Source organism: Aureimonas psammosilenae (assembly GCF_009176975.1).
GTDB classification, from domain to species: domain Bacteria; phylum Pseudomonadota; class Alphaproteobacteria; order Rhizobiales; family Rhizobiaceae; genus Plantimonas; species Plantimonas psammosilenae.
Genome location: NZ_WEZG01000003.1, coordinates 12,590 through 39,497, shown reverse-complemented (window position 1 = coordinate 39,497; position 26,908 = coordinate 12,590). Strand labels below are relative to the sequence as shown.

Below are 26,908 nucleotides of genomic sequence, written 5' to 3'. Positions count from 1 at the left end.
CCTGTCTGTCGCGACGTCCCGGCGGGACAGGTGTGTCCCGCCAGAGCTGCGTTCGGGAAACTCAGCCGGAAGCGCGGGCAACGGCGCGGCGCAGCGACTCCACTTCGCTTTCCAGCGCGATCAACTCGCTCGCCGTCGTCGCCCGGCGCGCTTTCGCCGCTCTCAACCGGTCCTGTGCCACCTCGTATTGCCGACGAAGGCTCGCGGCTTCGCCTTGCCGATCGATCGCCGTGCGCTCCAGCGCGGCGGTCTGACCCTGATAGGTGCCGTTCGAAATGTTGCCCCGCGCGCAATAGTAACCGTCGAAGCGTGCGTCGCCGGTGCAGGAGGTTTGGCAGCCGGTGAGGAGCGGCAGCGAAACGAATGCGCCGGCGACGAACAAGGCGCGGTGAAGCGTTGTCATGCGGGAAGCCCGGAATGAGGATTGAGCGAGCGTCGACATCAGGCTTCCAGTCCGATCTGAGTCGGAACGCGGCTGTAGGTTTCCTGAAGGCGGGCGAGTTCGCGCCGCAAGGCCGCGCGCTCGCCTTCGAGCTGGCGCTTGCGATCCAGCGTTTCCGGCGTCTTCCCATTCGCTGTCGCGCGGTCGAAATCCGCGATGTCCTGGTCGGCATTGCCGATGGACTTCTTCACCAGCGCGATGTTCTGGCTGGCCGTGCGCAGTTCCGCGCGATAGGCCGAAACGGTCAGCTCGCCGCTTTGGAAGCGGGCATTGTTGCGCAAAACGCGCTCGGCCTGCTCGTCCACAAGGCGCGACGTCAGAGCGACGTTGCGCTTGTAATAGGCGATACTCTTGTCGGCGGATTCGATGGTGGCGCGCAGCGAATCCTGCTGGGCTGCAACCTGCCGCGTTTGCTGGTTGACGCGGTTGGCGTCCGCGCCGCCCGCCACACCGCCACCGACACCGCCGATCAGCGCGCCCTGGAGAATGGCGTCGCGGTTGCCGCCGCCGAGCGCCGCGCCGGCAAGGCCGCCGATCAGCGCGCCGACGACCGCGCCGGTCGCGACGCCCTGCACGATGCGGGTGCGCTCGGTTTCCTGTTGGCGCAGCGCGATCTCCGCCGGGCTCATGGTGCTCGGGTCGATCGGGCCGGTGGTCTGGCATCCGGCGAGCGCCAGGGACGCCGCGAGAAGGGCGGCCTGCGCGCGCGGAAAGGACGAGGGCATGGAAAAGCTCCTTGAGAACATGATCGGATGAAGGGAAATCAGCGGCCCGGCAGCCAGCGCCGATCGCCGAGAAGGCCGACGAGGATGCCGGAGGTCTCGGTCTGCCGGCCGGTGCGATAGGTTTCGATCTGCCGCGCGGCGCGCTCCACATCGGCGACGAGGCTGTCGCGGTTCTGCGCGCGGAGTTCGCGGGACAGAACGGCGGCCTGCGATGCCGCGCGCTCGCCCTGGTCGGTAGCGATCTGCGAGACGGCATCGGTATAGACCGTCGCGAACATGCGGAAATTGACGAGTTCGCGCTCGATCACGGCCGGGATGCGCGCCTTGATGTCGGCGGGCAGGTCGCGATCGTCCAGCGCCTTATAGCGGCCGTCGATGAAGTCGGCGGCAAGGCGTAGTTCGCGCCCCGCGAGGCCGGCACTGAAGATCGCGCGGCGAAGGCTGCGGTCGGCGACCTCGTTGCGGCGCGCGAACTCGGCGGCAAGCTGGGCGCGCAGTTCGGCGATCTCGCCGCGCAAGGGGCCTTCGATCCGCGCCTCGATCTCTTCCAAACGCTCCGTCGGCTGCGCGGCGACGGGCGCGGGCACCTGCGCGCTCAACGCCTGGAAAGCGGTCTCCAAGCGACCGACCGAGTCCAGCCCGCCGATCGCGGCCTTGCTGACGAGGATGCGCAGGCCCGCAGAGCGGCGACGGACCTCGCCGCTCGCGGCCACGGAAAGAAAGGGCGTCTCGTCGCGGCGCGCCGAAGACAGGGTTTCCGGCCCGTCGAGAAACGATCCGCCGCGCACCACATAGCCGCCGACCCGCCCATGCAGACGGTCGAGCCGCGTCATGCGGAAGGGGTCGAGCGTGATCTCTTCGGCATTGCCGTAGATGTCGTAGAGGCCGAGCGGGTTCGGCTTCTTCTGGCCGACCGGCTTCGGTTTGCCGCCCGAGGACTGCGCGCCGTTGTACCAGGCATAGTCGCCCATCGTGCCTTCGGTGAAGAAGCGGGAATTGCCGCGTTCCGCTTCGGGCAGCGCACTGCCGCCGCGCGCGGCGAACTCCCATTCCGTTTCCGTCGGCAGGCGCGCATAGCCATCGTCGATGCCGAGCGCGACAAGTTGGCCGATCTGGTCCTTATAGATCCAGGCGTTCAAGCGCCGGGTGAACTCGATCGCGTCGTACCAGGACAGGTTGGTGCGCGGCAGCGCATCGGCCGGCGTGAAGCGTTGCGGGCAGGAGGCATCGCCGTCGGCCATCACGGCTTTGTACTGCGCGTCGGTGATCTCGTATTTGCCGATCAGGAAGTAGCTGCCCTCGCGGCTGTCGAGCGCGCCGGCAATGTGATCCTCGCGCCGATATTCGAGATAGGAGCGCGCGCCTTCCGCCGCGCCGACGAGCACCGGACTGTCGGCGAGCGGCGCTTCCGGCGCATCGGACGAAACCGCGCCGGTATGAACGCGCCGCAGCGCCAGCTTGCCGCCGCAGGGAAGCGAGAGAACATCGTCTCCCTCGGTCGGCTTCGGGTTCCAGACCTTGTCCGGCCAATCGGCGGCGTGACCCCCGGCGGTTGGAGCCAGAATGGAAGCGGCCACGAAAAGGGCGAGGCGGAGCGGGCTATTCGGCACGCAAGGCTCCTGCGGGTGGGATCGCCGAGAAACGCAAGGCGGCGACGAGGGTGACGAGAAGAACGAGGGCGAGCGTCGCCGAGCCGGCCACCGCCAGTTGCGGGACGGGCAAAAGGCAGCTCGGGCGCTGCGATGCGAGACCGAGCGGCAGGAAGCGGTTGATTGCGCCGCAAGCGGCTCCGAAAGTTCCGAGCGCCGCGCCAAGGCCGGCGAGCCCGGTCGCCAAGCCGAAGCCGAGCACGAAACAGGCGACGGTCCCGCGCGAGCCGCCCATCAAGCGAAGAAGCGCGATGGCGCGGCGCTGCCGGTCGAAGACGGCGAGGACGTTCGCGCCGAGCGCGGCCGCACAACCGGCAACGAGAAGCGCCGCGAGAACGGCCACGATCTCGTCCAGCCGGCCGCCGAGCGCCAGAAGCCGTTCGATATCGGCGCTTTGCGAAAGCGTGTCGTAGCCGAGGTGTTCGATCGCCACGACAAGCCCCGGCACCGCTTCGATCTCGCTCGCATAAAGGCGGGCGCTCGACGGAGCCGAAACGCGGCTTTCCGCTGCCCGGCCGCCAATGCCGAGGCGAGGAACGGCGAAGCCGTCCAGAAAGGCCTCGATCTCTTCCAGAAGCTGCGGCGCGACCAGGGTTTGCGCGCTCGGCGACAGATCGGCGTCGAGAATGCCGACCACCCGCAGGTCCACGGACAAGCGTCCGGCACCGTTCTCGCGCTGAGTGGAAAGGCGGCTGCTATCCCCAACCGACAGCCGGAGCGCTGCGGCTGCCCGCGAGGATAGAACCGCTTCGCCGCCGCCCGGCACGGGGATCGATCCGCGCGTCAGAAGCGGGTCTCCCGCGCCGCTCGGCAAAAGGGATACGGCCTCCCGTCCCGAGCCATCGGCTCGAGACAGATAAGCGCGTGCCGCCAGCGCGCGGGTCGCGGGCTGAAGAAAGCCGATATTCGGCAGGGCGGCGAGTGCGCCGAGTTCCGCCGGCCCCAACCGGTTGTCGCCGACCAGCCTGATCTCGAGGTTGCGCGGATCGCCGCGCAACTCGTCGGTGAGGCCGGTCAGCGTGCCGGTCTTCAAACCCCACAACACGAGCACCGGCGCCAGGACGCCCGCGACGATCAGCACGGCGAGAACCGACGCCCGCCACTGGCCGAAGGCGACGCGGAGGCCGAGATCGAGCCCGAGCATCACGCCGCCTCACGCCGCGTAGAAGAGCCGTCGCAAAGCGTCGCAACACTGGCTTGCCGGCCTGTGGCCTGCCGCTCGATCGGCAGGAGCACGTAGCCATGCGCCTGCGCGAGTTCGGGGTCGTGCGTGATCATCAGGATGGCGGTGCCGGATTCCTTCGCGACGCGATCCATGACGCCCAGGCAGAGCTCGGCGGTTTCGCCGTCGAGCGCCCCGGTCGGCTCGTCGCAAAGGAGAAAGGAAGGGCGATGGGCGAGGGCGCGCGCCACGGCGGCCCGCTGCCTTTGCCCGACCGACAAACCATCGGGGCGGGCGTCGGCTTCGCGCGACAGCCCGAGACAGTCGATCAGGTGCCGGATCAGCGCTTCGTCGCGTCGCCCCGCCAGCCGCTGTTGAAGCCGCACGTTGCCGGCAAGCGTCAGGAACGGGAAGAGCGGGCTCGTTTGGACGACATAGCCGAAGTGCCGGGCGCGAAAGCGAGCGAGATCGCGCTCGCTTCCCGTAAGAGCCAGCCGGCCGCCGTTCGTGTTCTCGATGGCGAAATCCGCGAACCGATCCGGTCGGCTCGCCAGCGCCAGAACATCCATCGCCGTGGTCTTGCCGGAACCGGTCGCGCCGACGATCGCCTTGCGGTCGCCCGGCGCGAGGTCGAAAGCCGGAATGCGAAGCTCGAAGGATCGCTCGCGGTCCTTCAGCCTTTTCATGAGATCGCGGACGACGAGCCGGGCCATCGAAATCTCAAGGAAGGCGGTCGATGGAGATGGTGGTGACGGATTCGCCATCCGTCGCGTCGTCCTGAAGCCGCGTCCAGGCGCGCGGATCGTTGTGGACGCGCTCGAAGAATTCGAGCTTCGACTTCAGGTCCAGAATGCGGTCGCGCTGTTGCGAGGCCGGCATCACCACCCAGTCGTCGGGCGTGAGGTTGAGGATCTGGCTCGTATAGGGAAGGTCGGCGAGATACTCGTCGAGCGCGGCGCCGAGCGGCGCGTTCTCCGCCAACTGGCGCGGATCGTTGGCCGAACGCGCCGCGACGTCGCGAAGATCGCGAAAGAAGGCGAGCGGGTCGCCGTCGATGGTCGCGCCGCGCTCCACGATGCGACGCAAGGCTTCCGACAGGGTGGAAAGCTGGTTCTTCGTCAGCATGACGCGGATGTCGAGCGCGGGCTTGGCGGCCGGTTCCTCGAAATCGCGGTCGATTGTCCAGGCGCGGTAGAATTGCGGCGCGGTGCCGCCGACGCGCCGGCCGAGATAATCGAGCTGCATGGCGCGGCTCGCCCGCGCGATCTGGGCGGCGGCGGACTGGTCCTCGGTGGACGGCGCTTCAGTCAACCGGCCTTCGGCGATGGTGCGAAGATCGGCGGCGATCTGCTCGGCCGCCGGGTCGATACCGGCCGCGAAGGCCGCCGTTCCCGATCCCGCGATGCCGGTGTAGAGGCTCGCGCCGCCCGTCGCCGAAACGCGGCGATAGGCGGTTTCGGCCGGTTCATGGTCGGGCCTGCCATCGGGGGTCTTCAGGTGGAGCGCAACGACGCGCACGCCCTTCTTGCGGGCCAGTTCGTTGATCTCGTCGACATCCAGCGCACCCGAGCGATTGTTGCCGCGCTCCGGCCGGCGCGGCCCGGCATCGGTGATCAGCACGACGTAGCGCAGGTCGAACTGGCTCCAGTCGGTGGAGTCCAGCGCCTCGAACAGGCCGCCGAGCGAGTCCTCGTTGAAGCCGCGCGTTGAAACGCGCGCGGTTCGCATGGCGCCGATCTCAGCCAGAAAATCGTCGGCGCGGGAGTCGGGCGTCAGCGGCTGGAAGATGCGCGTGTCGTATTCGATGCCCGGATTGTTCTCGACGGGCTGGCGGAAGCCGATGAGGCCGAAATGGATGGAGCCCGACGGCGTCGCGAGCCGGTCCTTGATCCGCAGGATCGCCTCGCGGGTGCGGTCGATATAGGGCTGCATCGACACCGTGGTGTCCACCACGAACATGACCCCGGCGCGCGGCTCGCGCCTTGGTGGCGGGGAAGCCTCGCCGCCCTTCGTCACGGAGCCGACTTCGAGGAGCGTTCCTTCGGCGTCGAAATGCAGCCAGCTCTTCTCGAAATCGAGAATCGGCAGGAGATAGAAATTGTCATCGATGGAGGCGATGTCGTTCGGCTCGATGGCGACCACCGGTGCGCTGTCGCCGCCGCTCGCGGCGGCTTCGCGAAGGGCGGCGATGCGCGACAGCACGCCTTCCTGCCCGATTGTGTCCTGAAGGTCGCTTTTCGTCGCGAAGAAAAGCTGGCGCTGGCGTTCCACCTCGGCGCGGTTGTTGAAGGCAGCGACCACCGAATGTTTCCAATCGACGGTCGCTTCGGCTTCGATCCAGCCGGTCGGGTTCCCGCGCGCATTGCCGCCGACTTCCACGCGGCCACCTTGTCGGCCAAAGACGTAGAAGACCTCGAAGGGTGCGAGCGCCCGCCCGCTTTCCAGTGCGGCGCTGGAAGAAGCGAGGAGCCGCGCGCCGGGCTTCGTCACGACGCGCTGGTAGAGCATCCGCTTGTTTTCGATATGCAGCGCTTCGCGCTCGGCCGCGCCAGCGGGCACAGCGAGGAACGCGACGAGAAGCGCGCTCGCGAGAAGGCGGGCAAGCGTCGAACTCATGAGCAGAAGTCCTGAAAACTGGTTCGCTCGGCGGGCGTGCCGGCGAAGCGCTTCGGGCGCAGGTGATCGCAGAGACGCGACAAGCTGGCGGTGGCGTCCGCGTTTCCAGCGGTAGCGGAGGCCTTGTAGGCTTCCAGCGCCCGGCGGATGTTGGGCGCCTCGATGGCGTCGGCCGGCGGATGGTCGAGCGTCGGGTCGTTCGCGCGGCCGTACCAGGCGAGCGCCTGCGCGTCGCCGCGCTGCATGGCGGCATAAAGCGCCTGAAAGCCGAGGTCGCGGTCGCCATTCGGCTGCTCGCGCAACGCTCGGCCGAGATCGTAGAGGCGGGTGGCTTCGGTCTGCGGATCGGAAACGAGCCGTCGCCAACCATCGGGTCCGAGGGCGAAATCGCCGCCATCGGTAGCTACGGGAGCAGGCGCCGCTGCCGGCTCGGGTGCCGGTGACCAGCCGAGCCTGTCGCGCCAGCCGGCCGGCAGGATGTTCGCCGCCGAGTCCAGCGTCTCGTTCCATCGCCCGGCGATATCGTCCCGCCAATGATAGGCGGCTGCTGCGCCGAACCCGAGCAGGAGCACGACCGCTGCGGCGGGAAGGCCGATGGCGAGCCATGACGAGCGCTGTCGCTCAGGTGCCGGAGCCGGTTGGGGCTCCGCGGGGATCGTTACGGCTTCGGGTTCCAGTGCCGCGATAGGTTGAGGCACCGATGTCGGCTGGGGCGCGATGCCGAGAACGCCGCCTGCCTGCCCGGAGCGTCCGCCGCCCTGGGGAATGGACGGCCAGAAGTCGGCGAAAATCTCCTCGCTGCCGAGCGTGATCGTCACATAGGAGGAGTCGCTGATCCGATCGACGATGGCAGGGCGAAGCAGCGCCCGGCTGCCGTTCTTCCAGGGCTCGATCCTGTCGAACGGCAAGGATGCGGGAACGGCTTGCCAGCCTGCCGGGCCCAGATGGCGGTTGGTCTCGGATTCGTTGGCGATGCCGATCTCGGCACCGGCCGGAAGAGAAGCGTCACAAATGAGCCAGGCATGGCCGGGGCCGAACTCGGAGGCGTAGCGGATCTCGGCGGCCATCGATCAGGCCTCCCCGACGCGCGAGGATTCGAGAGCGGACAACACCGCGCCGAGCCGCGCGTTCTCCACAGGATCGATCTTCAACCCGTCCGATCCGAGGGCGTTTTCGCGGGACAGATGCAGGTAAGCGCAGACCCAGTCGTCCAAGAAGCGCAGCGCGTGCGGTTCCGGCTCGGGACCGATGCCATCTGCGTCGAAGGCGATCGGGCGCGGCGCGAAGACCGGTCGCTCCGGCTCGGCCATCGTGTTCATCGCCCGCGCTTCGGCCGGCATCAGGGACGTGCCGAGATCGCCGAGGAAGCCGTTCAGCAGCCGCTCGGCAACGAGGGTCGCTTTCGCCACCTGCTCGTCGCGCCGGTCGCGGAAGGTGATGCGACGGATGGAATCGCTTAAACGCTCGGTGAGGTCGAGCCGGCGCGCGGCGAGCACGATGTCGTCCACGAGCTCACGCAGAAGATCGTTCTCGACGCCGGTCTCGCGCGCGAAATGAGGGTCGGCGGCGCGGACATAAAGCCGTTCGGTCCATTCGGTGAACGCCGCCTGCGCCAGAACCATCTCAGGGCTGTGGATCGGGGTCGTCGCGACCGCCACCGGAGCCGCCTCGGGTTCCTCGGCTTCCCACGGGCGTCGCCGACGCGGAGTTCCAGGCGACGGGGTCGGAGCGCTCTCGGCTGGACGCCCGTTCGTGGCGAGGAGCGACTCGTAGAGCCTGTCGGAGATGATCGCGGCATCCACCGTCAGTCCGCCGAGAAGCGTGCCGAACCGTCCGTGATGTTCGCCGCAATGATACAAGGCTTCCGCGACGCGGCGCGCGACGGCCTGCCGCTCGAGAAGGCGCTTGTCGAGGTCTGTTGCCGTGTAGAATGGGCGCAAGCACTGGATGAGGCCGGCGACAAGGCGTGAAAGACGGTCGGAAACCTGCCGCTTCTTCACCGCCGGATCACAGACGGGCGCGAGATTGCGGGCGATATGGCCTGCGCCGCCATCGTTGAGACGCATCATTTCGTCGAAGGCGAGAACGGGGTCGGCGAAGTGGTCGCGCACGCCGGGCGCCTCCACGAAGCCCTGGCGAAGCGCCGCCACCCATTCCGTCCGATCCGGCCGGACCGCGATCTCCCGCTGGCCCTCGAAGGCGAACATCTCGCCGTTCATGACATTCGGGTTGCGCATCAGATAGCTGTTGCGGAAGGTCGCGTCGGGCGTCCAACGGCGCACCCAGGTCTCGTTGCCGGAACCGAAAGGCTTCAGGAGGGACGCCAGCATCCGGCCCTCGAACCGGGTTGCCAGTCCCATGGCGGAATCGCTTGTCTTCTTTTCGAAATGCAGGTCGAAGCGGGTGAAGACGAAGAACAGGAGCGGGACCTTACTGACGCGATCGGCGGGCCGGGGGCCATGGGTCGTGCCCACCCAGTTCGCCACCACGTCGGCAAGCTGCGCGACGTCGAGATTGCTCTCCTTCACGCAAAGCAGCATCGCGGTGATTTCCTGTTCCGCGGCGTAGCGCTGGAACAGGTATTCGACCTTGCCGCGCAGGATCAGCGCGGCGATGGTTTCCCGTGGGGACGCCGCGAGATGGGCGGCGAGGCCGCCGGTCTCCTCGCCATCGCCGCCTTGCGGCAGGCCGCGCGTGCGATAGCCGGGAAAATCGAGGAGATCGGTGCGCTCGAAGAAGTCCCAGGGCTTCTCGGCGAGCGTCATTACCAGTTCGGCCGTCAGCGCGGTGACGACCGGACGCGGCAGGTCCGCCCCGATGCCGGCGGCGGTGCTGAGCGTCAATCGCGGCGCGTCGGCATCCACCAGATCGTTCAGCGCCTCGACATCGAGAATGCTTTTGGCGCCGGGTGTGCGGATGTCGATGGCGGCAAAGGGCGCGTAGGCTTCCGCTGCGAAGCCGAGCCGCTGGAGGCCGGAGACGAGCATCAGATAAACGTCGGTGATCGCCCGGTGACGCCCCCAAAGCAGCGACAGGAACTCAGCAAGCCTCGGCAATGCCAGTCGAGGCGCGATCTCCGCCGCCAAATGCCAGAAACTGCCGAGCCGCTTCGTCAGCTCGAACTCGCCGAGATGCTTCCGGAAATAGTCTTCGAGGTCCCAGACATCCTCGACACTCAGACCATTCGCGCCGGTGGCCCCAAGCGCCTCGGCGCGGAAGGGCGTGAGAAACGCTTCGATCTCCTCGCGTTCCGGCCACGTCTCGTAGCGGCCCGGCATGCCGTCGAAGAAATAAGCGTTGGCGAGGATCTTCACGATGTCGCCATGCCCGAGAAGGCGCAGGTGAACCGGAAACCCCGCCGGACCGGGGGGACTGGGCCGAACCGTGAAGCGCGTGACGAGACCCGTCGCTTCCTTGCCGCGATCCGGGTTGATCGTGGTGATGTAGTTGACGGGCTCGGCCATGCCGGGAAAGCGGGCGAAGAGGGCGTCACCCTTGCGGGCGAGAACCGAGATCAGGTGAGATTTGCCGACCTGGCTCGCGCCGAAGACGGCGACCGCCATCGGCCGCTCCGCCGCATCGGCCAGCCTTCGCGCCAGAACCGCGCCGAGCCGCAACTCGCGCTCGACGCGGGGGCCATGGGCGCCGACGAGAGCGCGATTGCCCGGAGCGGCCAGCCAGTCGAGACCGCCGCGCGCAGCCTCCCCCACCGCTCGTGCGCTGGAGCCCAGATCACCATGTGCAGTCATCGCCGACCTCCGTCAAAGAACCGTCAGCGTGCCCGACTCCAGCCAGTATTCGCTGGATCGGTCGTCGAGCGGCATGGTGCAGAAGGACAGGCTCATGGAGGGGCGGACATCCGCCCCGTTCGCGTCGGTCGCCTCGATCACCGCCAGTTCCTCCTTGGAGGCTTCCTGGTCGAGGAGGGCGGCGCGATCCTCCGTCGCTTCGATCTCGACCTCGCGGCCGACGACCACCTCGATCGGCTTCGGGATCGACGCGGAGTTCTCGTTCATTCGCAGGCGATAAAGCGGGGAGGTGATCCAGCGGGCGTGGCGAAGCTGGCGGTAGCCGATGCGCGACGCGGCATGGACGCGCATCCGCTTGGCGGACGAGGTCCCGTCGCGCCGGGTCAGGTCGTCGGCGGTGAAAAGGACGCGATCCTCGGCGAGAATGCCGTCCGAGCCGAGTTCACCGACGTAGCGCGCGGTGGAGCGCAGTTGCAGGCGGTTCGTCTGGAGCATGAAGTTGACGAGCGTGCCTTCGGCCAGCGCGCAGAGCATGGCACCCACGGCAGCCGTGGTCTTCGGATCGCCGATCGTCATCGAGTCGCGGCTGCGGAACGGATACCAGACGTCGACGCGATAGCGATGCAGCGGCTGGAGCCGGTCGGGCGTAACGGCCAGATGATCGAGCATGAATTCCTCGATCGCCGGCAGGCGCGACGGCCGACCCGAAAGAAGCAGGCGATCGCAATCGAAATGCGCCACCGCTTCGGCGAGGCAGGCCAGCGACGGGCCAAGCGTTTCCCGAATAGCCCCGCGCACCCGGTTGAAATCGAGCGGTACGGACACGGCGCGGAGGTCGAAGCCGTCCGTGCCACGTGCCCGCAACGCATCCGTCACATAGGACAGATCCATGTCGTCCATCGCGGCGAGGGCGGGTACGAGTTCATCGAGAGGGCGCGTCGTGACGCTCTCGTAGCGCTCGGCGCCGGAGACTTCGTAGAGTGCCATGATGGCTAGGGCGGCGGGCGTCAGGACCTTCAACACGATCTCGCGCCGGCGATCCTTGACCTGCTCGGCCATGTCGGACCGGTCGCCGCCGAAAAGCTCGTTCAAAAGCGCGCGGATGTCGCGCTGGCCGCGCTCGCGCAGGGCGTCCCCGATGGCCGGCAGCACGCAACGCTCGATCACCGCCCGCACGACATCGTCGCCTGCGACGCCGATCCCCTCGCGAAAGGTCTGGACGGGAACGAGCGCCCGGTCGTCGTCCTGGAAATAGGTCGTGATCATCAGATCGGTGGTGCCGCCGCCGATATCGATGGAAGCGACGCGCAGCGAGGGCTCCGGCTTCGCGTCGGCGCGCGGCTGCGCGTTCGGCTCGAAGCGTGGCCGGGTTTGGCCCGCCAGTTCGAAATAATCGCGGATGCGGCCGCCGAACTTGCGGGCGATCTCGCTGTACAGCCAGACGAGCTGGACGCAGGTCGCCTCGTCCCACGAGACTTCCACGAGCGGGCGCTGCATCCGGATCGCGCCGCCGCCGCTCCAGCCCATCAGGTCCCATAGAAGCGCGACCGCGCCTTCCGCCCGCGACTTCATCAGGCGCTGTTCCTGCGTCGGCAGGGCGGAAGGCAGCGTCAGGATGATCCGCCGCAGGCGTCTCGGCGCGCCGCTTTGCTTGCGCCCGGCGCGCACCTGCGGGTTGTTGATCGAAACGAAGGCCTGCCAGACGATTTCCGCCAGCATCAGCCCGTAGAGGGACGAGCGCGAATAGGAGAGCGACGGGCTGCCCTTGTCGAGATCGGCTCCGGCCTTTCGCCCGTGGAGGCGCGAATAAAGCCGCTTGTCCTTGCGGACCTGCGAGATCACGTCGCCGAAGCGGTTGAGATAGGGACGGGCGATGCGGCTGATCGGCGGGGCGGTGCCGTCCGCCGCGTAGTCGGCGCGCGGAAAGCGCCATGGCTGGTTCACGGAGGCGATGTCCCAAAGGTAGCGCTTCGGGCTCGACATGCCGCCGACCGCCGCCGTGCCGCCCTTCACCGAGCGTAAGCGCCCGGCTTCCGGGCCGACGCGCACGAGGCTCGGCCAGAAGAAAGCGCGCGCGCGGCCCGACCGGCGCGACAGATCCTCGGGGCCGAAATGGGCCTGCGAGAACTCCACATGGCTGTCGAAGGGCTCGCCATGGACGAGTTCAGGCCTCGCCAGATCGCGTAAGCGCAGGATCGCGGAATTGTTGAGATCGACCGCATCCTCGTTCGGATAGTTCTCCACGAGGAGGCCGCAGGTGCGGCTGTTGCCGATGTCGAGCACGAGATCGACCAGCACCGGGCGGATCGACGCCTGGTCCGTCACCGTATCCACGAAGCGCACGCGCGGCGCTTGGCAGCCGGCATCCAGCAGGCCGACGAACGCGAACCACCGGGCGGCATGTTCCAGCGCGTTGCGAAGGTCGTCCTCGCGCAGCGCGCGGCCAAGATCCCGCTTCCGCTGATCGATGAAAAGCTTCTCGACCCAGGCGAGAACCCAGGTCTGGAAATCCTCGACATGCCCTTCGCGCGGTTGCGGATCGGACAGGAACCAGCCGTTCGTCGCGATCCGCGACACGAGGCGGAACTCCTGCGAATTGCCGGCATCGCCCACGGTCGGCGTCGTGTAGGGCGCACCGGAAGCCGCGCGCTCCTCGTCGTTTTCGGCTTCAAGCCCGGTGTCGAAGGCGAAGACCGCGAGGTGGCTCGGGGCATCGGGCTGAGCGCAAGCCGGTGCCTTAACCACGCGGACGCGTGCCCAGTTCGTCGGCCCCTTGTCGTAGAGTTCCTGCCCCTTCTGGTCGCGACCGCGCCGCAGCCGAAGGTAGGGCAGGGGCACCCACTCGTTCAGGAAAGGATCGAGCGCCTTCGCCTTGCCGACCGAATATTCGCGATCGTCATTCTCCGAGCCGTGCGGATGGTCCTCGCCGGGATTGCTCTCGTTCCAGGCAGGAAGGAGCCGCCAGACAGCGCGCCCGTCGATCTCCTCGCCCTCGATACGGCGCTCGATGAAGGGGCGATCGAAGCGTCCGATACGCTCGACATCGAAGGGAATGGTAACGAACTGGATGCCGGAATGAGGCACCAGAACGATTTCGGCGGGCTCTGTCATCGCTGGACTTCGACTGCGGGAGTGGTTTCGATCCGGCGCGGGATCTGGGTGCGGCCGATTTCGGTGCGGCGGGCGACGCCGTCGACGAACTCGTCGTTGGCGATGACTTCCCCGGTCGCCGTATCGGTCACCGAGCGGCGGATGCGCAGGCGATAAGGGATCTCGGCGCGTGGATCGCCGTGATCGCCGTAATAGGTGACGCCGACCGGCACCTCGGCGGGAATGGCCGCGCCGTCGGCCCAGAAGATGTTCTCGACCGGCGAACGGGTCGGCACGCCGGCATTGGCGTCGACATCCAGGCGGCCGCCACAAAGCGCGGGATGGCCGAAATCGATGCGCGCGCCATTCGGGCAGAAAGCGGAAAGATCGAGGTCCGCCGGCCCGTCCCAAGTCAGCGAGACCTGCAACGCCCCTCCTTGAGCGCCCGAGCGATCGATCCGCTGCGTGACGGTTTCAGGAAGGGTCGGGGCATTAGCGCGTCCGGCTTCCACGAGGCAGGAGTTCCGCGCGTCGGCCGTTCGCCTTTCGAGCGTCGCGATTTCGAGGCGAAGGGCATCGAGCCTCGCCGGGTCCACTGCGATCGACGGAGCGGTGAGTGAGACCGTGCCGAACCCTGGAAAGGTTGGCATGAAGGGCAGGCGCCAAGTTGGAAAGGCAGTGAGGAGCAGCCATAGGAAGACGAGAACGAGAAAAGCCAGAACCAGCCACAAAAGGGCGGCGAGGCTCTGCCATCTCCATCTAGTCGCCGACGTCGTGGGCAAAACACCCGCTGCCGGCATCGGCATGGTCGCTGCCATGGGCGGAAGGGAGTGCGCTGCTGCTGCCTTTGCTCCGGCCGCGGCCTTCAGACCACTTTCGTAGTTCGGCCGGCCGGCTTCCCGATATCCCCAGGCGACGAGCACTGGATCGCCCTTCACGCGGTAGATCGCGTCCGGTCCGGGGATCACCATGGCGTGGCGAAGGGCGCGGGCAGCATCCCGGTCGGTTTGCGAGCCTCGTTCGAGCTTGTCCGCCAGAACGGCGATGTCCGCCTTGCGCTTTTCCAGCTTGTCGAGAAGCGAGGCGCGTTCGTCTTCGGAAAGGTCCGTCGATGGAACGGGGCGCTCGTCAGCGGAAACGTACCAGTCGATCTTCGAACCGTCCTGCGCTGCGACCGGTTCGGCAAGGAGCGTTGCGGCATCCGCCCCGAACTCGCGGCGCAGCACGTCGGTCAGAAGGCCATGGTCGCGCTCCGCGCCGGTGCCGACCGGACGCAGGGAATGCAGCATCGTGGTCGCGAGGCGGATGCTTCTCATGGCCGGGCGGGCTCGGTGCAAAAGTCCGAGGCGAGGCCAGTCCGCAGAAGCGTCGCGCGCTGCTCCAGAGCGGCGAACTGGTCCTCGATGCCACCGTTGCGGAACGCGGTGCTCAGGAGGCCGAGGCGCGGAACGAACAGAAGCAGAAGGATCGCGAGGAGAACCACGCCGGACGCGGCGGCAGGCCAGATCCAGTTCGGAAGTGTTCTGCCGACCGTCATTCGCGTGGGTGTAGGAAATGGAACGGCTGCCTGCGTCGAACCGGCCGCTTCGACGTGGGCTTCGGGCGAAACGCCGACATTTGATGATACATCCGTCGAGGAAGGCCCGAACGGCACCATTTCCGGGTCGGCATCTGCGAAGGGCGGCGGGGCGCTCCAAGCCAGGATCGAGCCGAGCCCTCGTTCCCAATGGACCTGCCTTCGTCCCTCGTCGCCCGCGATCTCGACCGGCAGGAGACCCCAGTTGGTCAGAACTGGCTTGCCCCCGACAAGAAGGAGATCGCGCGGGAGGTCAGCGACATTCAAGGCGCGCTGGACGCTCGGACCCAAGGACGGATCGTGAAGAACCGGTTCCAGCGCCGCGACCGCCGCCTTGATGTCCTCGGCCGCTTGTTGACGCGTTTGCGGATCGAGGTCGATCCAGCGAACCGCAGTGCCGTCGATATCTGTGTACCAGGAGACTGAAGCTTGGCCGCCGCCGGGCGCATTCGTCACGTAGGGACGGGCGAAGAGCGACGCAGCGTCCTTGCCGCACCGTGCCTCGATTTCTGACAGAAACGCATCGCAATCGTTCAGGACACCCGATCCGTTCCGGGTCGATTCCGCATAGGGCGCAAGACTGCCGCTCCGCAGAAAATACCTGTGATTGTCGGACGCGTGCCCCAAAGACTAACCTGAAGTTGTATCGACGGCCGCACGAAGCCGCCGCATCGAAGATGCGGACGCCTTGCCGGCCCGGATTGGATTGCCCCTTTCCAGCCATGATGTCGTCACGACCTGTTCTCGTCAAGCGGGAACAAGCGTAGAAATACAACCTTTGATTTAGATCGCGACCAAACCCGACCGAACGCAGGGCGGGCTGTGCGCGCCACGGAAGATACGAATTATCTCCCGCGAGATGCTCGCCAAAGCTCGCGACATAAACAACGGGATGCGCTGAACCGCCCGAATATGCGGCCGGAATATCGATATCGAAAAGGGTGAACTGTCGAAGAAACCACGCCGGAGCGGGTTCGAATGGTGGGCGCGACAGGGATCGAACCTGTGACCCCCTCGGTGTGAACGAGGTGCTCTCCCGCTGAGCTACGCGCCCGTCGCGCGCTTCGAAGCGCGAACAACGCCCTATTATGCGAGGAACCCTTCAGCGTCAATCGGGCATCGAGCGGATCAGGCGGCGGCAAAGCGCGGCGTCGAGTTCGGTGAAGCCGGAGATCACCGCGGAAGCCTCGCGCCTCGCGCGCTCGTCCGGCGCATAGCCGAAATCGACGAGGATGGAGGGCACGCGCGCGGCCTGCGCGGCGTCCGTGTCCGTCGATGTGTCGCCGATCATCACCGCATCGCGCCGCCCGAAGCCCACTCGCGCGATCGTGCCGAGAAGATGAATCGGGTCGGGCTTCCTCGCCGTGAAGGTGTCGGCACCGCATATCGCCGCGAATCGACCGGCGAGGCCCAGGGCTTCCATGAGAAGCCGCGCAAGCTTCTCGGTCTTGTTCGTGCAGATGGCGAGCTTGAACCCGTCTTCCGTCAATCGGTCCATCGCCGCGACGGCTCCGGGGAAGGGCCGGGACGTATCGGCGATATGCGCTTCGTAATGGCCGAGAAACCGGGCGAGCTGCTCGTCGGCTTCCGTGGCCGGCAAAGGGCGGTTCTGCCGTTCATAGGCTTTTGCGAGCATCACCCTCGCGCCATGGCCGGCATGCGGGCGCACGACATCGAGATCGATCGCGGGCATCCCCGCGAAGGACAGGCAGGCGTTGAGGCTCGCGCAAAGATCGGGCGCCGTGTCCACGAGCGTTCCATCGAGATCGAAAACGGCGAGTGCCATGCGTGTTCCCTTGTCGAAGAGGCAAGGACTTGTTCGTCTCCCCGTCGGCTGCGTCAAGGGACGACGCATTCGACAGGGCACCGAACCTTCGCTAGACCCGATCTCAAGGCCGGATCGCTCCGGCGTCCGAGGCGGGAGGGCTCGAATCATGGCGGATGCCGCAGCGTTGAAGGAAAAAGCCGGACGGGCGGCCTTGTCCTTCGTTGAGGATGGGATGCGGCTCGGCATCGGCACCGGGTCCACGGCGGAAGCGTTCATCCGTGTTCTGGCGGAAAAGGTGACGACCGGCCTCCGCATCACCGGCGTTGCGACATCGAAACGCACCGCAGAGCTTTGCGGAGAACTCGGCGTGCCGATCGTGACCTTGGACGAAATGCCGGAACTCGATCTGACGATCGACGGCGCGGACGAGATCGATGCCGATTTTCGGCTGATCAAGGGCGGCGGCGGCGCTCTGTTGCGCGAAAAGATCGTGGCGGCGGCTTCCGCTCGCATGGTTGTGATCGCCGACGCTTCCAAATGCGTCGAGACGCTCGGCGCCTTTCCCGTTCCGATCGAGGTCAACGGCTTCGGCCTGACCGCCACCTATATCGGCATCCGCAAGGCAGCAGAGCGGCTGGGGCTTTCGGGCGAAATCACCATGCGCCTCGCTGGTGCGGAGCCCTTCATCACCGACAACGGGCACTTGATTCTGGACGCATCTTTTGGCCGCATTCCACAAGCAGAAGCGCTGTCGGAAGCTCTTCACGCCGTTCCCGGCGTCGTCGAGCATGGTTTGTTCCTTCGATACGCCTCGGACGCCGTGATCGCGCGAAGCGATGGGGTCGAGGTTCGGCACAATCGACCGGCCTGACGAGGCGCCCGGACCTTCGCCGATTGGCCGATCGGGGCTTGCGGCTTTGCGGGCCGATTGGATAGGAACGCCGGATCACCGATCTGCCGGGCGCCGGCGTCGCCTTTGGATGGAGACAGGACTGTCATGGTTCTTTTGAACAAGATTCGCTGTGGCCTGCTCGCCGTCGCGGTCGCCGGATCGGCCACCGCGATGCCGGCCACGGCGCAGGAGATCGCGCCTTCGCATCTGGCGGCGGCGCGCGCGGCGGTGGACGCGATCGACTCCACGGAGCAGTTCGACAACATCCTCATGAACGCGGCCACCCAGATCAAATCGGATCTGATCGGCTCCAGTCCCAACATGCAGCCGCAGATTTCCGACATGGTGGACGAGAAGGCGCTGGAACTCGCGCCCCGTCGCGCCGATCTCGAGAACGAGGTGAGCCGGGTCTACGCCAAGCTTTTCACCGAAGCCGAACTGAAGTCGATCGCGGATTTCTACAATTCCGAGGCCGGCAAGAAGCTGCTTCGCCAGGGCCCCGTCGCGACGCGCGAAATGCTGGCCGCGGCCGATGTCTGGTCGAACGGCATTTTGCGCGATCTGCGCAACAAGGCGTCCCAGGGCATGACGCAGCTCATGTCGCAGAACGGCGGCGGCGGGGAGGTGACGGGCGCCGCGATGCCGACGACGGCCGCGCCTTCGGCGCAATGACGACAGCCCTTCGATGACGACAGCAAGGCGGCCTTCCGGCCGCCTTTCCATTTGTTCGGCGTGAAATCGGTTCCAACGGAAAGGCTGTTCGGGTGAGCGAGCGTTACGATTACGACCTCTTCGTTATCGGCGGCGGCTCCGGCGGGGTGCGCGCCGCGCGCCGCGCGGCCATGCTCGGCAAGCGCGTCGCCATCGCGGAGGAATACCGTTACGGCGGCACCTGCGTGATTCGCGGATGCGTGCCGAAGAAGCTCCTTGTCTACGCTTCGCAGTTTTCCGAAACCTTCGAGGACGCGCCCTTCTATGGCTGGACGCTGGGCGAGCACCGCTTCGACTGGGCGACCCTGATCGCCAACAAGGACCGCGAGATCGAGCGGTTGGAGAATATCTACCGCAGCAACCTCGTGAAGGCGGGCGTCGAGGTGCACGCCACCCGCGCCGTTCTGGAAGGCCCGCACGAGGTCCGGTTTCTCGACGGCGACCGGCTGGTATCGGCCGAGACGATCCTCGTCGCGGTCGGCGGTCGCGCCGCGCGCCATCCGAGCCTGCCGGGCGCCGAGCATTGCATCACCTCCAACGAGGCCTTCCACCTGAAGGAAATGCCGCGCTCGGTCGTGATTCTCGGCGGCGGCTACATCGCGGTGGAATTCGCCAACATCTTTCTCGGCCTCGGCGCGAAGGTGACGTTGGTTTATCGCGGCAAGGAGATCCTTCAGGGCTTCGACGACGATCTTCGCATCGAACTCCATCAGGCGATGGAGAAGAAGGGGATGGTGATCCGCTGCGAAGAGGCGATCGAGCGTGTTTCGCAGATCGGCAACGGGAGGCTCGCGGCCCATCTCTTCGGCGGCGACGTCATCGAGGCCGATCAGGTCATGCTCGCCATCGGGCGACAGGCGAACACCGAAAATCTCGGCTGCGACAAGGTCGGGATCGATCTCGACGAGCGTGGCGGCATCAAGGTCGACGATTATTCGCGCACGAACGTACCGAGCGTCTATGCCATCGGCGACGTGACCCATCGCATCCAACTGACGCCCGTCGCGATCCACGAGGCCATGTGCTTCGTGGAAACGGTCTTCCGAGGCAACCCCACCAAGCCGGATTTCGAAACCGTGCCGACCGCCGTGTTCTCGCAGCCTGAGATCGGCGCTGTCGGGATGACCGAAAGCGCGGCCTCGAAGGCTTTTCCGGAAATCGAGATCTACCGGGCCCGCTTCCGTCCCATGCGGCAGACGCTGACGACCCGCAGCGAGCCCATGCTGATGAAGCTCGTGGTGGATGCCGCCACTCGCCGCGTTCTCGGCGCGCATGTGCTGGGGCCCGATGCCGGCGAGATGAGCCAGCTTCTCGGCATCGCGGTAAAGGCGCGGCTGACGAAGGACGATTTCGACCGCACCATGGCCGTGCATCCGACCGCCGCGGAAGAGCTGGTGACCATGTACGAGCCGAGCTACCGCATCCGCAACGGCGAGCGCGTGGATGGCTGAGGCAGGGATGACGGGTGCCGCCCATCCCGATCATCCGGATTTCGCGCGCCTCGTTTCCGAGGCCCAAGTGGTCGCCTATTTCGGCTACGGATCGCTGGTCAACCGCGATACGCTGCGCACCAAGTTTCTGGCGGTGCGGCGCGCGCGGGTTTCCGGCTGGCGGCGGTTCTGGCTTCCTCGGCCGAGCGTCGGCATCGCGCTTTTGTCGGTCCGGCCGGAGCCCGAGCACCCGACGGATGGCGTCGTGGTCTACGATCTTATCGACAATCTCGGCGCCGTGGACGAGCGCGAGGCCGGGTACGACCGTCGGACGGTGATCTCCTCGGACATCGCCATCGAGAACGATCCGGCTCCCGGCATGCCCGTCTACATCTACGAGGCGACCCGGACTGAGGAGACGGCGGCCGATACGGGCTCCGCCATTCTGCAATCCTATCTCGACGCCGTGATGCAGGGCTTCCTCGCGATCCACGGCGAGGAGGGGCTCGCGGGCTTCGTTTCGGAAACTGAGGGGTTCGAGACCATCGTCATCAAGGATCGCGCCGCGCCGCGCTATCCCCGCGCGGTGCGTCTTGCCGAAGGCGAAGCCGCGCACTTCGACGCGCTTCTCACAGACAGGGGCGTCATCTTCCAACCCGCTTGAGGGACAGCCAGCAGTGTCGCGTATCGATTCGCTTCTCGCCGTCATGACCATCGAGGAGAAGATCGGCCAGCTCGCCATGCTGGCGGCCGGCTTCTCCGTGACAGGCCCGGTGCTCGCCACCGATGTGGAGGAATCGGTTCGCCAAGGTCGAGCCGGAAGTCTCCTGAACCTCTATGGGCAGGACGCGACGAACCGCCTTCAACGGATCGCGCTGGAAGAAACGCGGTTGAAGATCCCGATTCTGTTCGGCTTCGATGTCGTGCACGGCCATCGCACCGTGTTTCCGATTCCGCTGGCGGAAACGGCGAGCTTCGATCCCGCGCTCTGGGAGCGCACGGCGCGCATCGCGGCGAGCGAGGCGGCGGCGGACGGCATCGCGCTGACCTTCGCGCCGATGCTGGATGTGTCCCGCGATCCCCGCTGGGGGCGCATGGCGGAAGGCGCGGGGGAAGACCCGCTCGTCACGTCGCTCGTCGCCGAAGCCAAGGTGCGCGGTTTCCAGGGCGCATCGCTCGGCGCGAGGGATGCCGTCGCCGCCACCGTCAAGCACTTCGTCGCCTATGGCGCGGCCGTCGCCGGGCGCGACTACGCGTCCACCGATATGTCGGAGCGCACGCTGCGGGAAGTCTACCTGCCGCCGTTCGAGGCGTCGATGCGGGCCGGCGCAGCCGCCGTGATGCCCGCCTTCTCCGACCTTTCCGGCGTGCCGATGACGGCCAACGGACCGCTTTTGAACGGTTGGCTGCGCGGCGAGGCGGGTTTCGAGGGCGTCGTCATCAGCGACTACAACGCGATCGCCGAACTCGTCGTGCATGGCGTCGCGGCGGATCTAGGCGAAGCGGCGGCACAGGCTTTGAATGCCGGCGTCGATATCGACATGATGAGCAACGCCTATGTCGAAGGTCTGCCGGTCGCGCTGGAGCGTGGCCTCGTCGCGGTGGAAGCCATCGACACGGCCGTTCGGCGCGTCCTGACCCTGAAGGAGCGGCTGGGGCTGTTCGACGATCCGTTTCGGCGGGACAGCATGCAGCCCGTCGACAGACCGAGGCTGCGCGAGGCGGCGCGTGAGGCCGCCCGCCGCTCCATCGTTCTTTTGACCCATCGCAACGACGTTCTGCCCTTGAAGGCAGAGCCGATGCGGATCGCCGTTCTCGGACCCCTGGCGGATGCCGCAACGGACATGATGGGAAGCTGGTCGGGGGCGGGCGAGGCGAAGGATACGGTGACCATCCTCACGGGCCTCCGGGAAGCGCGGCCCGACAGCGAGGTTCGGTACGCGCGCGGCGTGGGCGTCGACCGCGAGGACGAGATCGGCCCCGGCAACGCTATCGAAGTCGCCAGGGCGTCCGATATCGTCATCCTTTGCCTTGGCGAATCGCGCGACATGAGCGGCGAGGCGGCGAGCCGATCCGGTCTCGATCTCCCTGGCGACCAAGCCAATTTCGCCAGAAGCGTGCTGGCCCTCGGTCGCCCGACCATTGTGCTTCTGTCGTCCGGGCGCCCGCTTGCCGTTCCGTGGCTGTTCGAGCGTGCCGACGCGGTGTTGGCGACGTGGTTCTGCGGCAGCGAGGCAGGCCACGCCATCGCCGATATCCTTACCGGTCGCGCTTCGCCGACGGCGAGCCTGCCCGTCACTTGGCCGCGCTCCGTCGGGCAGGTGCCGATCTTTCTTGGCGAGCGGCCATCGGGCCGGCCGGCATCCGACCAGCATTACACGAGCAAGTATCAGGACCTGCCGACGACGCCGCTTTTCCCGTTCGGCCATGGCCTGACCTATGGGCGGTTCATCTATTCGGCGGTTCAAGCAGAACCGCGAAACGCCAAGCGAGGCGATACGATCGTCCTCAGTATCGACGTGGAGAATCAGGGCGCGCGGGAAGCGGAAGAGACGATCTTCGTGTTTTCCCGCAAACCGGTGGCGCGCGTCGCGCGGCCTCTCCTGGAACTCAAGGCTTTCACCAAGCTCTTCCTGCGTCCGGGCGAGAAGGGACGGGCCGTGGTGATGCTTCCGGTCGAGGCCTTGCGCTTCCCCGGTCTCGATCTGAAGCCGGCGGTGGAGCCGGGCGAATACGACCTCCTCGTCGGCGGAAGCGCGGATCGCTCCACGCTCATGTCGGCGCGGGTCACCATCGAAGCGTGAGGACGATGCGAAAAGAAGGGGTGACGCGGCGCGACGTTCTGAAGGCAAGCGCGGCCTTGGCGCTGACGGCGGCAAGCGAGGTCGGGGCGTCCACGGCCGACCTTCGCGTCTTCTCGAAACGCCATCTCACGATCTTCCGGAACTATGCCGACCGCGCTTTTTCCGGGGGACCGAAACCAGTGAAGGACAGGCTCGGCGCACCGGACGACGATTCGCGCGTTCTCTGGATTTCCGATCTCAGCCCATCGACTTTCGCCCACCGTCACGGTCTGGCTTTGATCCGTCCGGCCGTACTGGAATTGATGCCGGCCGCCGTGATCGCGGATTTGCTGAAGACAGAAGGTCCGGTTGTTCTTTCGGCTCCCTCCATGAGAGCCGGGCCCGGCCTCGAACTCTGGCGGCCATTGGCGGATCTCATGGCGATGCCTGAAACGCCGCTCGACGTGTTTCTGGACCTCGGCGGATCGGGAGATGACGAAACGGTGCACGGAGGCGTCGATCTCTTGCGCCGAACCTATGGGCGGCGATCCACGGATTGGATCGCCGTGACCTGTCCGCAAGGCCCGGCGCTTCGCATCGGTTGATCCCACCGGCCCTTCGGATGACAAGACGGGCCCGGCGTGGTTATAAGCCGCCGTCAAGATCAGAACCGCGCGCGAGAATGCAGAAGAAGCGCGGATGCCGGCCGATGAGGGCCGAGAGGACGACGACCATGGCCAAGGAGTGGACGCCGCAGAGCTGGCGGGCGAAGCCGATCGAACAAGCGCCGGTTTATCCGGATCTCGGGGCGCTTGCCGAAACCGAGCGCAGGCTCGCCTCGTTTCCACCGCTCGTTTTTGCAGGCGAGGCGAGGAAGCTCACCCGTGCCCTGGGTGACGTCGCCGAAGGTCGCGCCTTCCTGCTTCAAGGAGGCGATTGCGCCGAAAGCTTCGCGGAGCATGGCGCGGACAATATCCGCGACTTCTTCCGCGCTTTCCTGCAGATGGCAGTGGTTCTCACATTCGCTGCGGCATCGCCGGTGGTGAAGGTCGGGCGCATCGCGGGACAGTTCGCCAAGCCCCGGTCGTCGGGCTCGGAAACCAAGGGCGATGTGACGCTGCCGGCTTATCGCGGCGACATCGTCAACGGCATCGAGTTCGACGAAGCCTCGCGCGTTCCCGCACCCGAGCGCCAGCTTGAAGCCTATCGCCAGTCGGCCGCGACGCTGAACCTCCTGCGCGCCTTCGCGCAAGGGGGTTACGCCAATCTCGACAACGTTCACCAATGGATGCTGGGCTTCATTTCCGGGTCGCCGCAGGGCGAGCGCTACGGGCATCTGGCGGACCGCATTTCGGAAACCATGAACTTCATGCGCGCCATCGGCATCACCGCCGAAACGCATCCGGCTTTGCGCGAAACGGACTTCTTCACCAGCCACGAGGCGCTGCTTCTCGGCTACGAGGAGGCGCTGACGCGCGTCGATTCGACTTCCGGAGACTGGTACGCGACCTCCGGGCACATGATCTGGATCGGCGATCGGACGCGCCAGGAAAACAACGCTCATGTGGAGTTCTGCAGGGGCATCAGGAACCCGCTCGGCCTCAAATGCGGTCCTTCGCTGGAGCCGGACGGCCTGCTTCGTCTCATCGACGTCCTGAACCCGCAGAACAAGCCGGGCCGCCTGACGCTGATCGCCCGGTTCGGCCACGAAAAGGTGCAGGCACACCTGCCCAAGCTCATCCGCGCGGTGGAGCGGGAAGGGCGCAAGGTCGTGTGGTCCTGCGACCCGATGCACGGCAATACGATCTCGGTGAACGGCTACAAGACGCGGCCCTTCGACCGCATCCTCGCCGAAGTCGAGCGCTTCTTCGAGGTGCACCGTGCGGAAGGCACCCATGCCGGCGGCATCCATATCGAGATGACCGGCAAGGACGTGACGGAATGCACCGGCGGCTCGCGCATGGTGTCGGCCGAAGACCTTTCGGACCGCTACCACACGCATTGCGACCCGCGCCTCAACGCCTATCAGGCGCTGGAACTTGCGTTCCTGACGGCCGAGCTTCTCAAGAAGGACATCGCGGCGCTCGAGCCGAAGCAGGCCGCGAACTTCTGATACCGATGAACGACCGGGCGATCAGTTCGCCCGGTCGTCCTTGCTCTCACCGGGCGAATTGCGTGTGGCGAAGATCGCCGGGCCCCATTGGCGCCAAGCGAACCAGAGAGCCAGCACAACGGCGACGACGCCGAGCGTGATGCCGACCGCGTGTTCCACCACCTCGAGCCGGGCGAACACGAGATTGATCGCCGAGCCGAACACATAGCCGATCGTGGTGAAGAGGCCGGCCCAGATCCCCGCGCCGATCAGGTTCAGGACGAGAAAGCGCGGCACCGAGATCGACGACAGGCCGAGGGCGATGAGCCCCGGCATCCTGAGGCCGTAGATATAGCGGTTCACGATCACGAAAAACGCCTGGTACTTCTCCACCAGCCGAATCGCCTTGGCGAATTTGGGCTTGGATTTCCATCGCTGCACCCAACGGTGGGCGGAACAGAAGCGCGCGAACAGAAACACCGCGAGATCGCCGGTGAACGAGCCGGCAAAGGCGAGCGCGATGATGAATTCCAGCGAATATGAGCCGCGATAGGCCAGGAAGCCGCCGATGATGGCGAAGACCTCGCCTTCGAAAAACGTCCCGATCAGGACGATGATGGGGCCGAACCGGCTGACCAGATCGAGTATTTCGTACACGAACGCTCCGGATTGGCGATTCGAATTCTGGATTTGAACGGGCGAACGCCCTGCGGTCCTATGTCGTACCCGACCGGGTTTTTGCAATCGCTTCCTGCAAACTGTTCGACATGAAGGCTTTATCGCCGCTGGCGGTGGCGTCGGCTGGAATGATAGATGCGCCACATGTCGAACCATCCTTCCGTCCGATTCGCACCCTCGCCGACGGGTTACATCCACATCGGCAACCTGCGCACCGCGCTGTTCAACTGGATCTTCGCCAAGGAGCGGGCGGAGGGCACCTTCATCCTGCGCTACGACGACACCGACCGCGAGCGCTCACGGGATGAGTATGCGCAGGCGATCCGCGAAGATCTCGAATGGCTCGGCATCCGGCCCGATATCGTGGTGCGCCAGTCCGATCGTCTGGCGCTCTACGATGCCGCGACCGAGCGGTTGAAAGCGGCGGGCCTTCTCTACCCCTGCTACGAGACGCAGGAGGAACTGGAGCGACGCCGCAGCCGCATGATCGCGCGTGGCGGCTCGCGCGTCTACGGGCGCGAGGCGCTGAAGCTGACGGATGTGGACAGGGAGCGGTTCGAGGCCGAGGGTCGCCGACCGCATTGGCGCTTTCTTCTGCCTAACTTCGAGAACGATTCCTTCGCGCCGCGCCGGACGGATGTGGCCTGGACCGATCTCGTTCTCGGCGAAGAGACCGTCGATCTTTCGTCGCTCTCCGATCCGGTGCTGGTGCGCGAGGACGGGACCTACGTTTATACGCTGGCATCCGTCGTGGACGACGGCGAGATGGGCATCACCCACATCATTCGCGGCGGCGATCACATCACCAATACCGGCGTCCAGATCGCCCTGTTCCGCGCGCTCGGCTATGCCGTGCCGGCGTTCGGACACCACAACATCCTGACCACCGTGGACGGCGAGGGGCTGTCCAAGCGCTCGGGCGCTCTGTCGCTGCGCTCGCTGCGGGATGACGGTATCCAGCCGATGGCGGTGGCCTCACTGTCCGTCCTGACCGGCACGGCGAGCGCCATTGAGGCCATGCCCGATCTGGCATCGCTTGGCGAAAAGCTAGCGCTGGACAGCGTGTCGGCTTCGGCCTCGAAATTCGACCCAGCCGAGTTGGAGCGCTTGTCGGCGGAAATCGTGCATGGGCTGGCGCCGGACGCGGTGCGCGAGGAACTCATCGGTTTCGGTGTGCCGGAGGCGGAGATCGAAGCCTTCTGGCTGGCCGTTCGCGCCAATTGCACCCGTGTCCGCGATGCCGAGGGATGGCGGCGGGTCGTGTTCGGGGAACGGGATGCGGCCGAATTCAGCGAGGAGGATCGCGGCTTCCTGGCGACCGCCTTCGATCTTCTGCCGCCCGAGCCTTGGGATGCAGGCACGTGGAAAGTCTGGACTGATCGGGTGAAGGCCGCGACCGGGCGCAAGGGCAAGACGCTCTTCATGCCGCTGCGCTTGGCCTTGACGGGCCTCGATCAAGGACCGGAACTGGCGCAGCTTCTTCCGTTGATCGGCCGCGCGCGGGCGTCGGTACGCCGCCCCTAAAGCGTTCGGAGGGTCTGCCCG

Annotated in this window: 21 protein-coding genes and 1 tRNA gene; 8 read left to right on the top strand and 14 right to left on the bottom strand. The window is 66.4% G+C overall.

Going from position 1 to position 26,908, the window contains the following annotated elements:
- Positions 1 to 61: 61 nt before the first annotated feature.
- The 13 genes from F9929_RS06915 to F9929_RS06860 all read right to left on the bottom strand — a co-directional run bounded on the left by F9929_RS06915 (position 62) and on the right by F9929_RS06860 (position 16,795).
- Positions 62 to 403 (bottom strand): hypothetical protein, encoded by a 342-nt coding sequence (locus F9929_RS06915; protein ID WP_152045832.1) that lies wholly within the window; start codon positions 401 to 403, stop codon positions 62 to 64.
- A 38-nt stretch (positions 404 to 441) separates the two neighbouring features.
- Positions 442 to 1,167 carry a hypothetical protein gene (locus F9929_RS06910; protein WP_152045831.1) on the bottom strand — a complete coding sequence of 242 codons (726 nt, stop codon included), beginning with the start codon at positions 1,165 to 1,167 and terminating at the stop codon, positions 442 to 444.
- Between the two features lie 38 nt (positions 1,168 to 1,205).
- Positions 1,206 to 2,777 (bottom strand): formylglycine-generating enzyme family protein, encoded by a 1,572-nt coding sequence (locus tag F9929_RS06905; RefSeq protein WP_193227640.1) that lies wholly within the window; start codon positions 2,775 to 2,777, stop codon positions 1,206 to 1,208.
- Positions 2,767 to 3,960, bottom strand: a complete 1,194-nt coding sequence (locus F9929_RS23935; RefSeq protein ID WP_193227639.1) for a hypothetical protein — start codon at positions 3,958 to 3,960, stop codon at positions 2,767 to 2,769. Before F9929_RS23935 ends, F9929_RS06905 begins: the two co-directional genes overlap by 11 nt.
- On the bottom strand, positions 3,960 to 4,691 hold the full coding sequence (locus F9929_RS06900; protein WP_193227638.1) for an ABC transporter ATP-binding protein: 732 nt from the start codon (positions 4,689 to 4,691) through the stop codon (positions 3,960 to 3,962). Before F9929_RS06900 ends, F9929_RS23935 begins: the two co-directional genes overlap by 1 nt.
- Before the next feature lie 7 nt (positions 4,692 to 4,698).
- Entirely contained in the window at positions 4,699 to 6,594 is a 1,896-nt protein-coding gene (locus F9929_RS06895) for a vWA domain-containing protein (protein WP_152045828.1), read from the bottom strand.
- Entirely contained in the window at positions 6,591 to 7,661 is a 1,071-nt protein-coding gene (locus tag F9929_RS06890; protein ID WP_152045827.1) for a hypothetical protein, read from the bottom strand. Before F9929_RS06890 ends, F9929_RS06895 begins: the two co-directional genes overlap by 4 nt.
- Positions 7,662 to 7,664: 3 nt before the next feature.
- Positions 7,665 to 10,343, bottom strand: a complete 2,679-nt coding sequence (locus F9929_RS06885; protein ID WP_152045826.1) for a virulence factor SrfC family protein — start codon at positions 10,341 to 10,343, stop codon at positions 7,665 to 7,667.
- Between the two features lie 12 nt (positions 10,344 to 10,355).
- Positions 10,356 to 13,454 carry a virulence factor SrfB gene (locus tag F9929_RS06880; RefSeq protein WP_152045825.1) on the bottom strand — a complete coding sequence of 1,033 codons (3,099 nt, stop codon included), beginning with the start codon at positions 13,452 to 13,454 and terminating at the stop codon, positions 10,356 to 10,358.
- Positions 13,451 to 14,749 carry a hypothetical protein gene (locus tag F9929_RS06875; RefSeq protein WP_152045824.1) on the bottom strand — a complete coding sequence of 433 codons (1,299 nt, stop codon included), beginning with the start codon at positions 14,747 to 14,749 and terminating at the stop codon, positions 13,451 to 13,453. The genes F9929_RS06880 and F9929_RS06875 overlap by 4 nt, the downstream gene beginning before the upstream one ends.
- The gene (locus F9929_RS06870) at positions 14,746 to 15,465 is read right to left on the bottom strand and encodes a hypothetical protein (protein ID WP_152045823.1); all 720 of its coding nucleotides are present in this window, start codon (positions 15,463 to 15,465) and stop codon (positions 14,746 to 14,748) included. The genes F9929_RS06875 and F9929_RS06870 overlap by 4 nt, the downstream gene beginning before the upstream one ends.
- Before the next feature lie 523 nt (positions 15,466 to 15,988).
- A tRNA-Val gene (locus tag F9929_RS06865) sits at positions 15,989 to 16,063 on the bottom strand.
- A gap of 54 nt (positions 16,064 to 16,117) precedes the next feature.
- A complete protein-coding gene (locus F9929_RS06860; protein ID WP_235919094.1) occupies positions 16,118 to 16,795 on the bottom strand; it encodes an HAD hydrolase-like protein in 678 nt (225 codons plus the stop codon).
- 148 nt (positions 16,796 to 16,943) lie between these two features.
- Here F9929_RS06860 and rpiA point away from each other — a divergent pair, with 148 nt between their 5' ends.
- The 7 genes from rpiA to F9929_RS06825 all read left to right on the top strand — a co-directional run bounded on the left by rpiA (position 16,944) and on the right by F9929_RS06825 (position 24,706).
- On the top strand, positions 16,944 to 17,648 hold the full coding sequence (gene rpiA / locus F9929_RS06855; protein ID WP_152045821.1) for a ribose-5-phosphate isomerase RpiA: 705 nt from the start codon (positions 16,944 to 16,946) through the stop codon (positions 17,646 to 17,648).
- Positions 17,649 to 17,774: 126 nt separating this feature from the next.
- Entirely contained in the window at positions 17,775 to 18,341 is a 567-nt protein-coding gene (locus F9929_RS06850; RefSeq protein ID WP_152045820.1) for a DUF2059 domain-containing protein, read from the top strand.
- Positions 18,342 to 18,433: 92 nt separating this feature from the next.
- Positions 18,434 to 19,831, top strand: a complete 1,398-nt coding sequence (gene gor / locus F9929_RS06845) for a glutathione-disulfide reductase (RefSeq protein ID WP_152045819.1) — start codon at positions 18,434 to 18,436, stop codon at positions 19,829 to 19,831.
- On the top strand, positions 19,824 to 20,474 hold the full coding sequence (locus tag F9929_RS06840; protein ID WP_235919093.1) for a gamma-glutamylcyclotransferase family protein: 651 nt from the start codon (positions 19,824 to 19,826) through the stop codon (positions 20,472 to 20,474). The genes gor and F9929_RS06840 overlap by 8 nt, the downstream gene beginning before the upstream one ends.
- A gap of 13 nt (positions 20,475 to 20,487) precedes the next feature.
- Positions 20,488 to 22,614 carry a glycoside hydrolase family 3 N-terminal domain-containing protein gene (locus F9929_RS06835; protein WP_193227637.1) on the top strand — a complete coding sequence of 709 codons (2,127 nt, stop codon included), beginning with the start codon at positions 20,488 to 20,490 and terminating at the stop codon, positions 22,612 to 22,614.
- Between the two features lie 5 nt (positions 22,615 to 22,619).
- Complete coding sequence (locus F9929_RS06830) at positions 22,620 to 23,198, top strand: hypothetical protein (RefSeq protein WP_152045818.1); 579 nt, start codon at positions 22,620 to 22,622, stop codon at positions 23,196 to 23,198.
- A 128-nt stretch (positions 23,199 to 23,326) separates the two neighbouring features.
- Positions 23,327 to 24,706: a class II 3-deoxy-7-phosphoheptulonate synthase gene (locus F9929_RS06825; protein WP_152045817.1), complete on the top strand. Its 1,380-nt coding sequence runs from the start codon at positions 23,327 to 23,329 to the stop codon at positions 24,704 to 24,706.
- 21 nt (positions 24,707 to 24,727) lie between these two features.
- Here F9929_RS06825 and F9929_RS06820 read toward each other — a convergent pair whose 3' ends face one another.
- Complete coding sequence (locus F9929_RS06820; protein ID WP_152045816.1) at positions 24,728 to 25,342, bottom strand: DedA family protein; 615 nt, start codon at positions 25,340 to 25,342, stop codon at positions 24,728 to 24,730.
- A gap of 165 nt (positions 25,343 to 25,507) precedes the next feature.
- Between F9929_RS06820 and gltX the strand changes: the two genes are divergently transcribed.
- Positions 25,508 to 26,887: a glutamate--tRNA ligase gene (gene gltX / locus F9929_RS06815; protein ID WP_152045815.1), complete on the top strand. Its 1,380-nt coding sequence runs from the start codon at positions 25,508 to 25,510 to the stop codon at positions 26,885 to 26,887.
- Positions 26,888 to 26,908: the final 21 nt, after the last annotated feature.

Excerpts from the sequence above, each read along its gene's own strand:
- F9929_RS06915 (WP_152045832.1), bottom strand. The coding sequence starts at position 403 with ATGACAACGCTTCACCGCGCCTTGTTCGTCGCCGGCGCATTCGTTTCG.
- F9929_RS06910 (WP_152045831.1), bottom strand. The coding sequence starts at position 1,167 with ATGCCCTCGTCCTTTCCGCGCGCGCAGGCCGCCCTTCTCGCGGCGTCC.
- F9929_RS23935 (WP_193227639.1), bottom strand. The coding sequence starts at position 3,960 with ATGCTCGGGCTCGATCTCGGCCTCCGCGTCGCCTTCGGCCAGTGGCGG.
- F9929_RS06900 (WP_193227638.1), bottom strand. The coding sequence starts at position 4,691 with ATGGCCCGGCTCGTCGTCCGCGATCTCATGAAAAGGCTGAAGGACCGC.
- F9929_RS06895 (WP_152045828.1), bottom strand. The coding sequence starts at position 6,594 with ATGAGTTCGACGCTTGCCCGCCTTCTCGCGAGCGCGCTTCTCGTCGCG.
- F9929_RS06890 (WP_152045827.1), bottom strand. The coding sequence starts at position 7,661 with ATGGCCGCCGAGATCCGCTACGCCTCCGAGTTCGGCCCCGGCCATGCC.
- F9929_RS06885 (WP_152045826.1), bottom strand. The coding sequence starts at position 10,343 with ATGACTGCACATGGTGATCTGGGCTCCAGCGCACGAGCGGTGGGGGAG.
- F9929_RS06880 (WP_152045825.1), bottom strand. The coding sequence starts at position 13,454 with ATGACAGAGCCCGCCGAAATCGTTCTGGTGCCTCATTCCGGCATCCAG.
- F9929_RS06875 (WP_152045824.1), bottom strand. The coding sequence starts at position 14,749 with ATGAGAAGCATCCGCCTCGCGACCACGATGCTGCATTCCCTGCGTCCG.
- F9929_RS06860 (WP_235919094.1), bottom strand. The coding sequence starts at position 16,795 with ATGGCACTCGCCGTTTTCGATCTCGATGGAACGCTCGTGGACACGGCG.
- rpiA (WP_152045821.1), top strand. The coding sequence starts at position 16,944 with ATGGCGGATGCCGCAGCGTTGAAGGAAAAAGCCGGACGGGCGGCCTTG.
- F9929_RS06850 (WP_152045820.1), top strand. The coding sequence starts at position 17,775 with ATGGTTCTTTTGAACAAGATTCGCTGTGGCCTGCTCGCCGTCGCGGTC.
- F9929_RS06840 (WP_235919093.1), top strand. The coding sequence starts at position 19,824 with ATGGCTGAGGCAGGGATGACGGGTGCCGCCCATCCCGATCATCCGGAT.
- F9929_RS06830 (WP_152045818.1), top strand. The coding sequence starts at position 22,620 with ATGCGAAAAGAAGGGGTGACGCGGCGCGACGTTCTGAAGGCAAGCGCG.
- F9929_RS06825 (WP_152045817.1), top strand. The coding sequence starts at position 23,327 with ATGGCCAAGGAGTGGACGCCGCAGAGCTGGCGGGCGAAGCCGATCGAA.
- gltX (WP_152045815.1), top strand. The coding sequence starts at position 25,508 with ATGTCGAACCATCCTTCCGTCCGATTCGCACCCTCGCCGACGGGTTAC.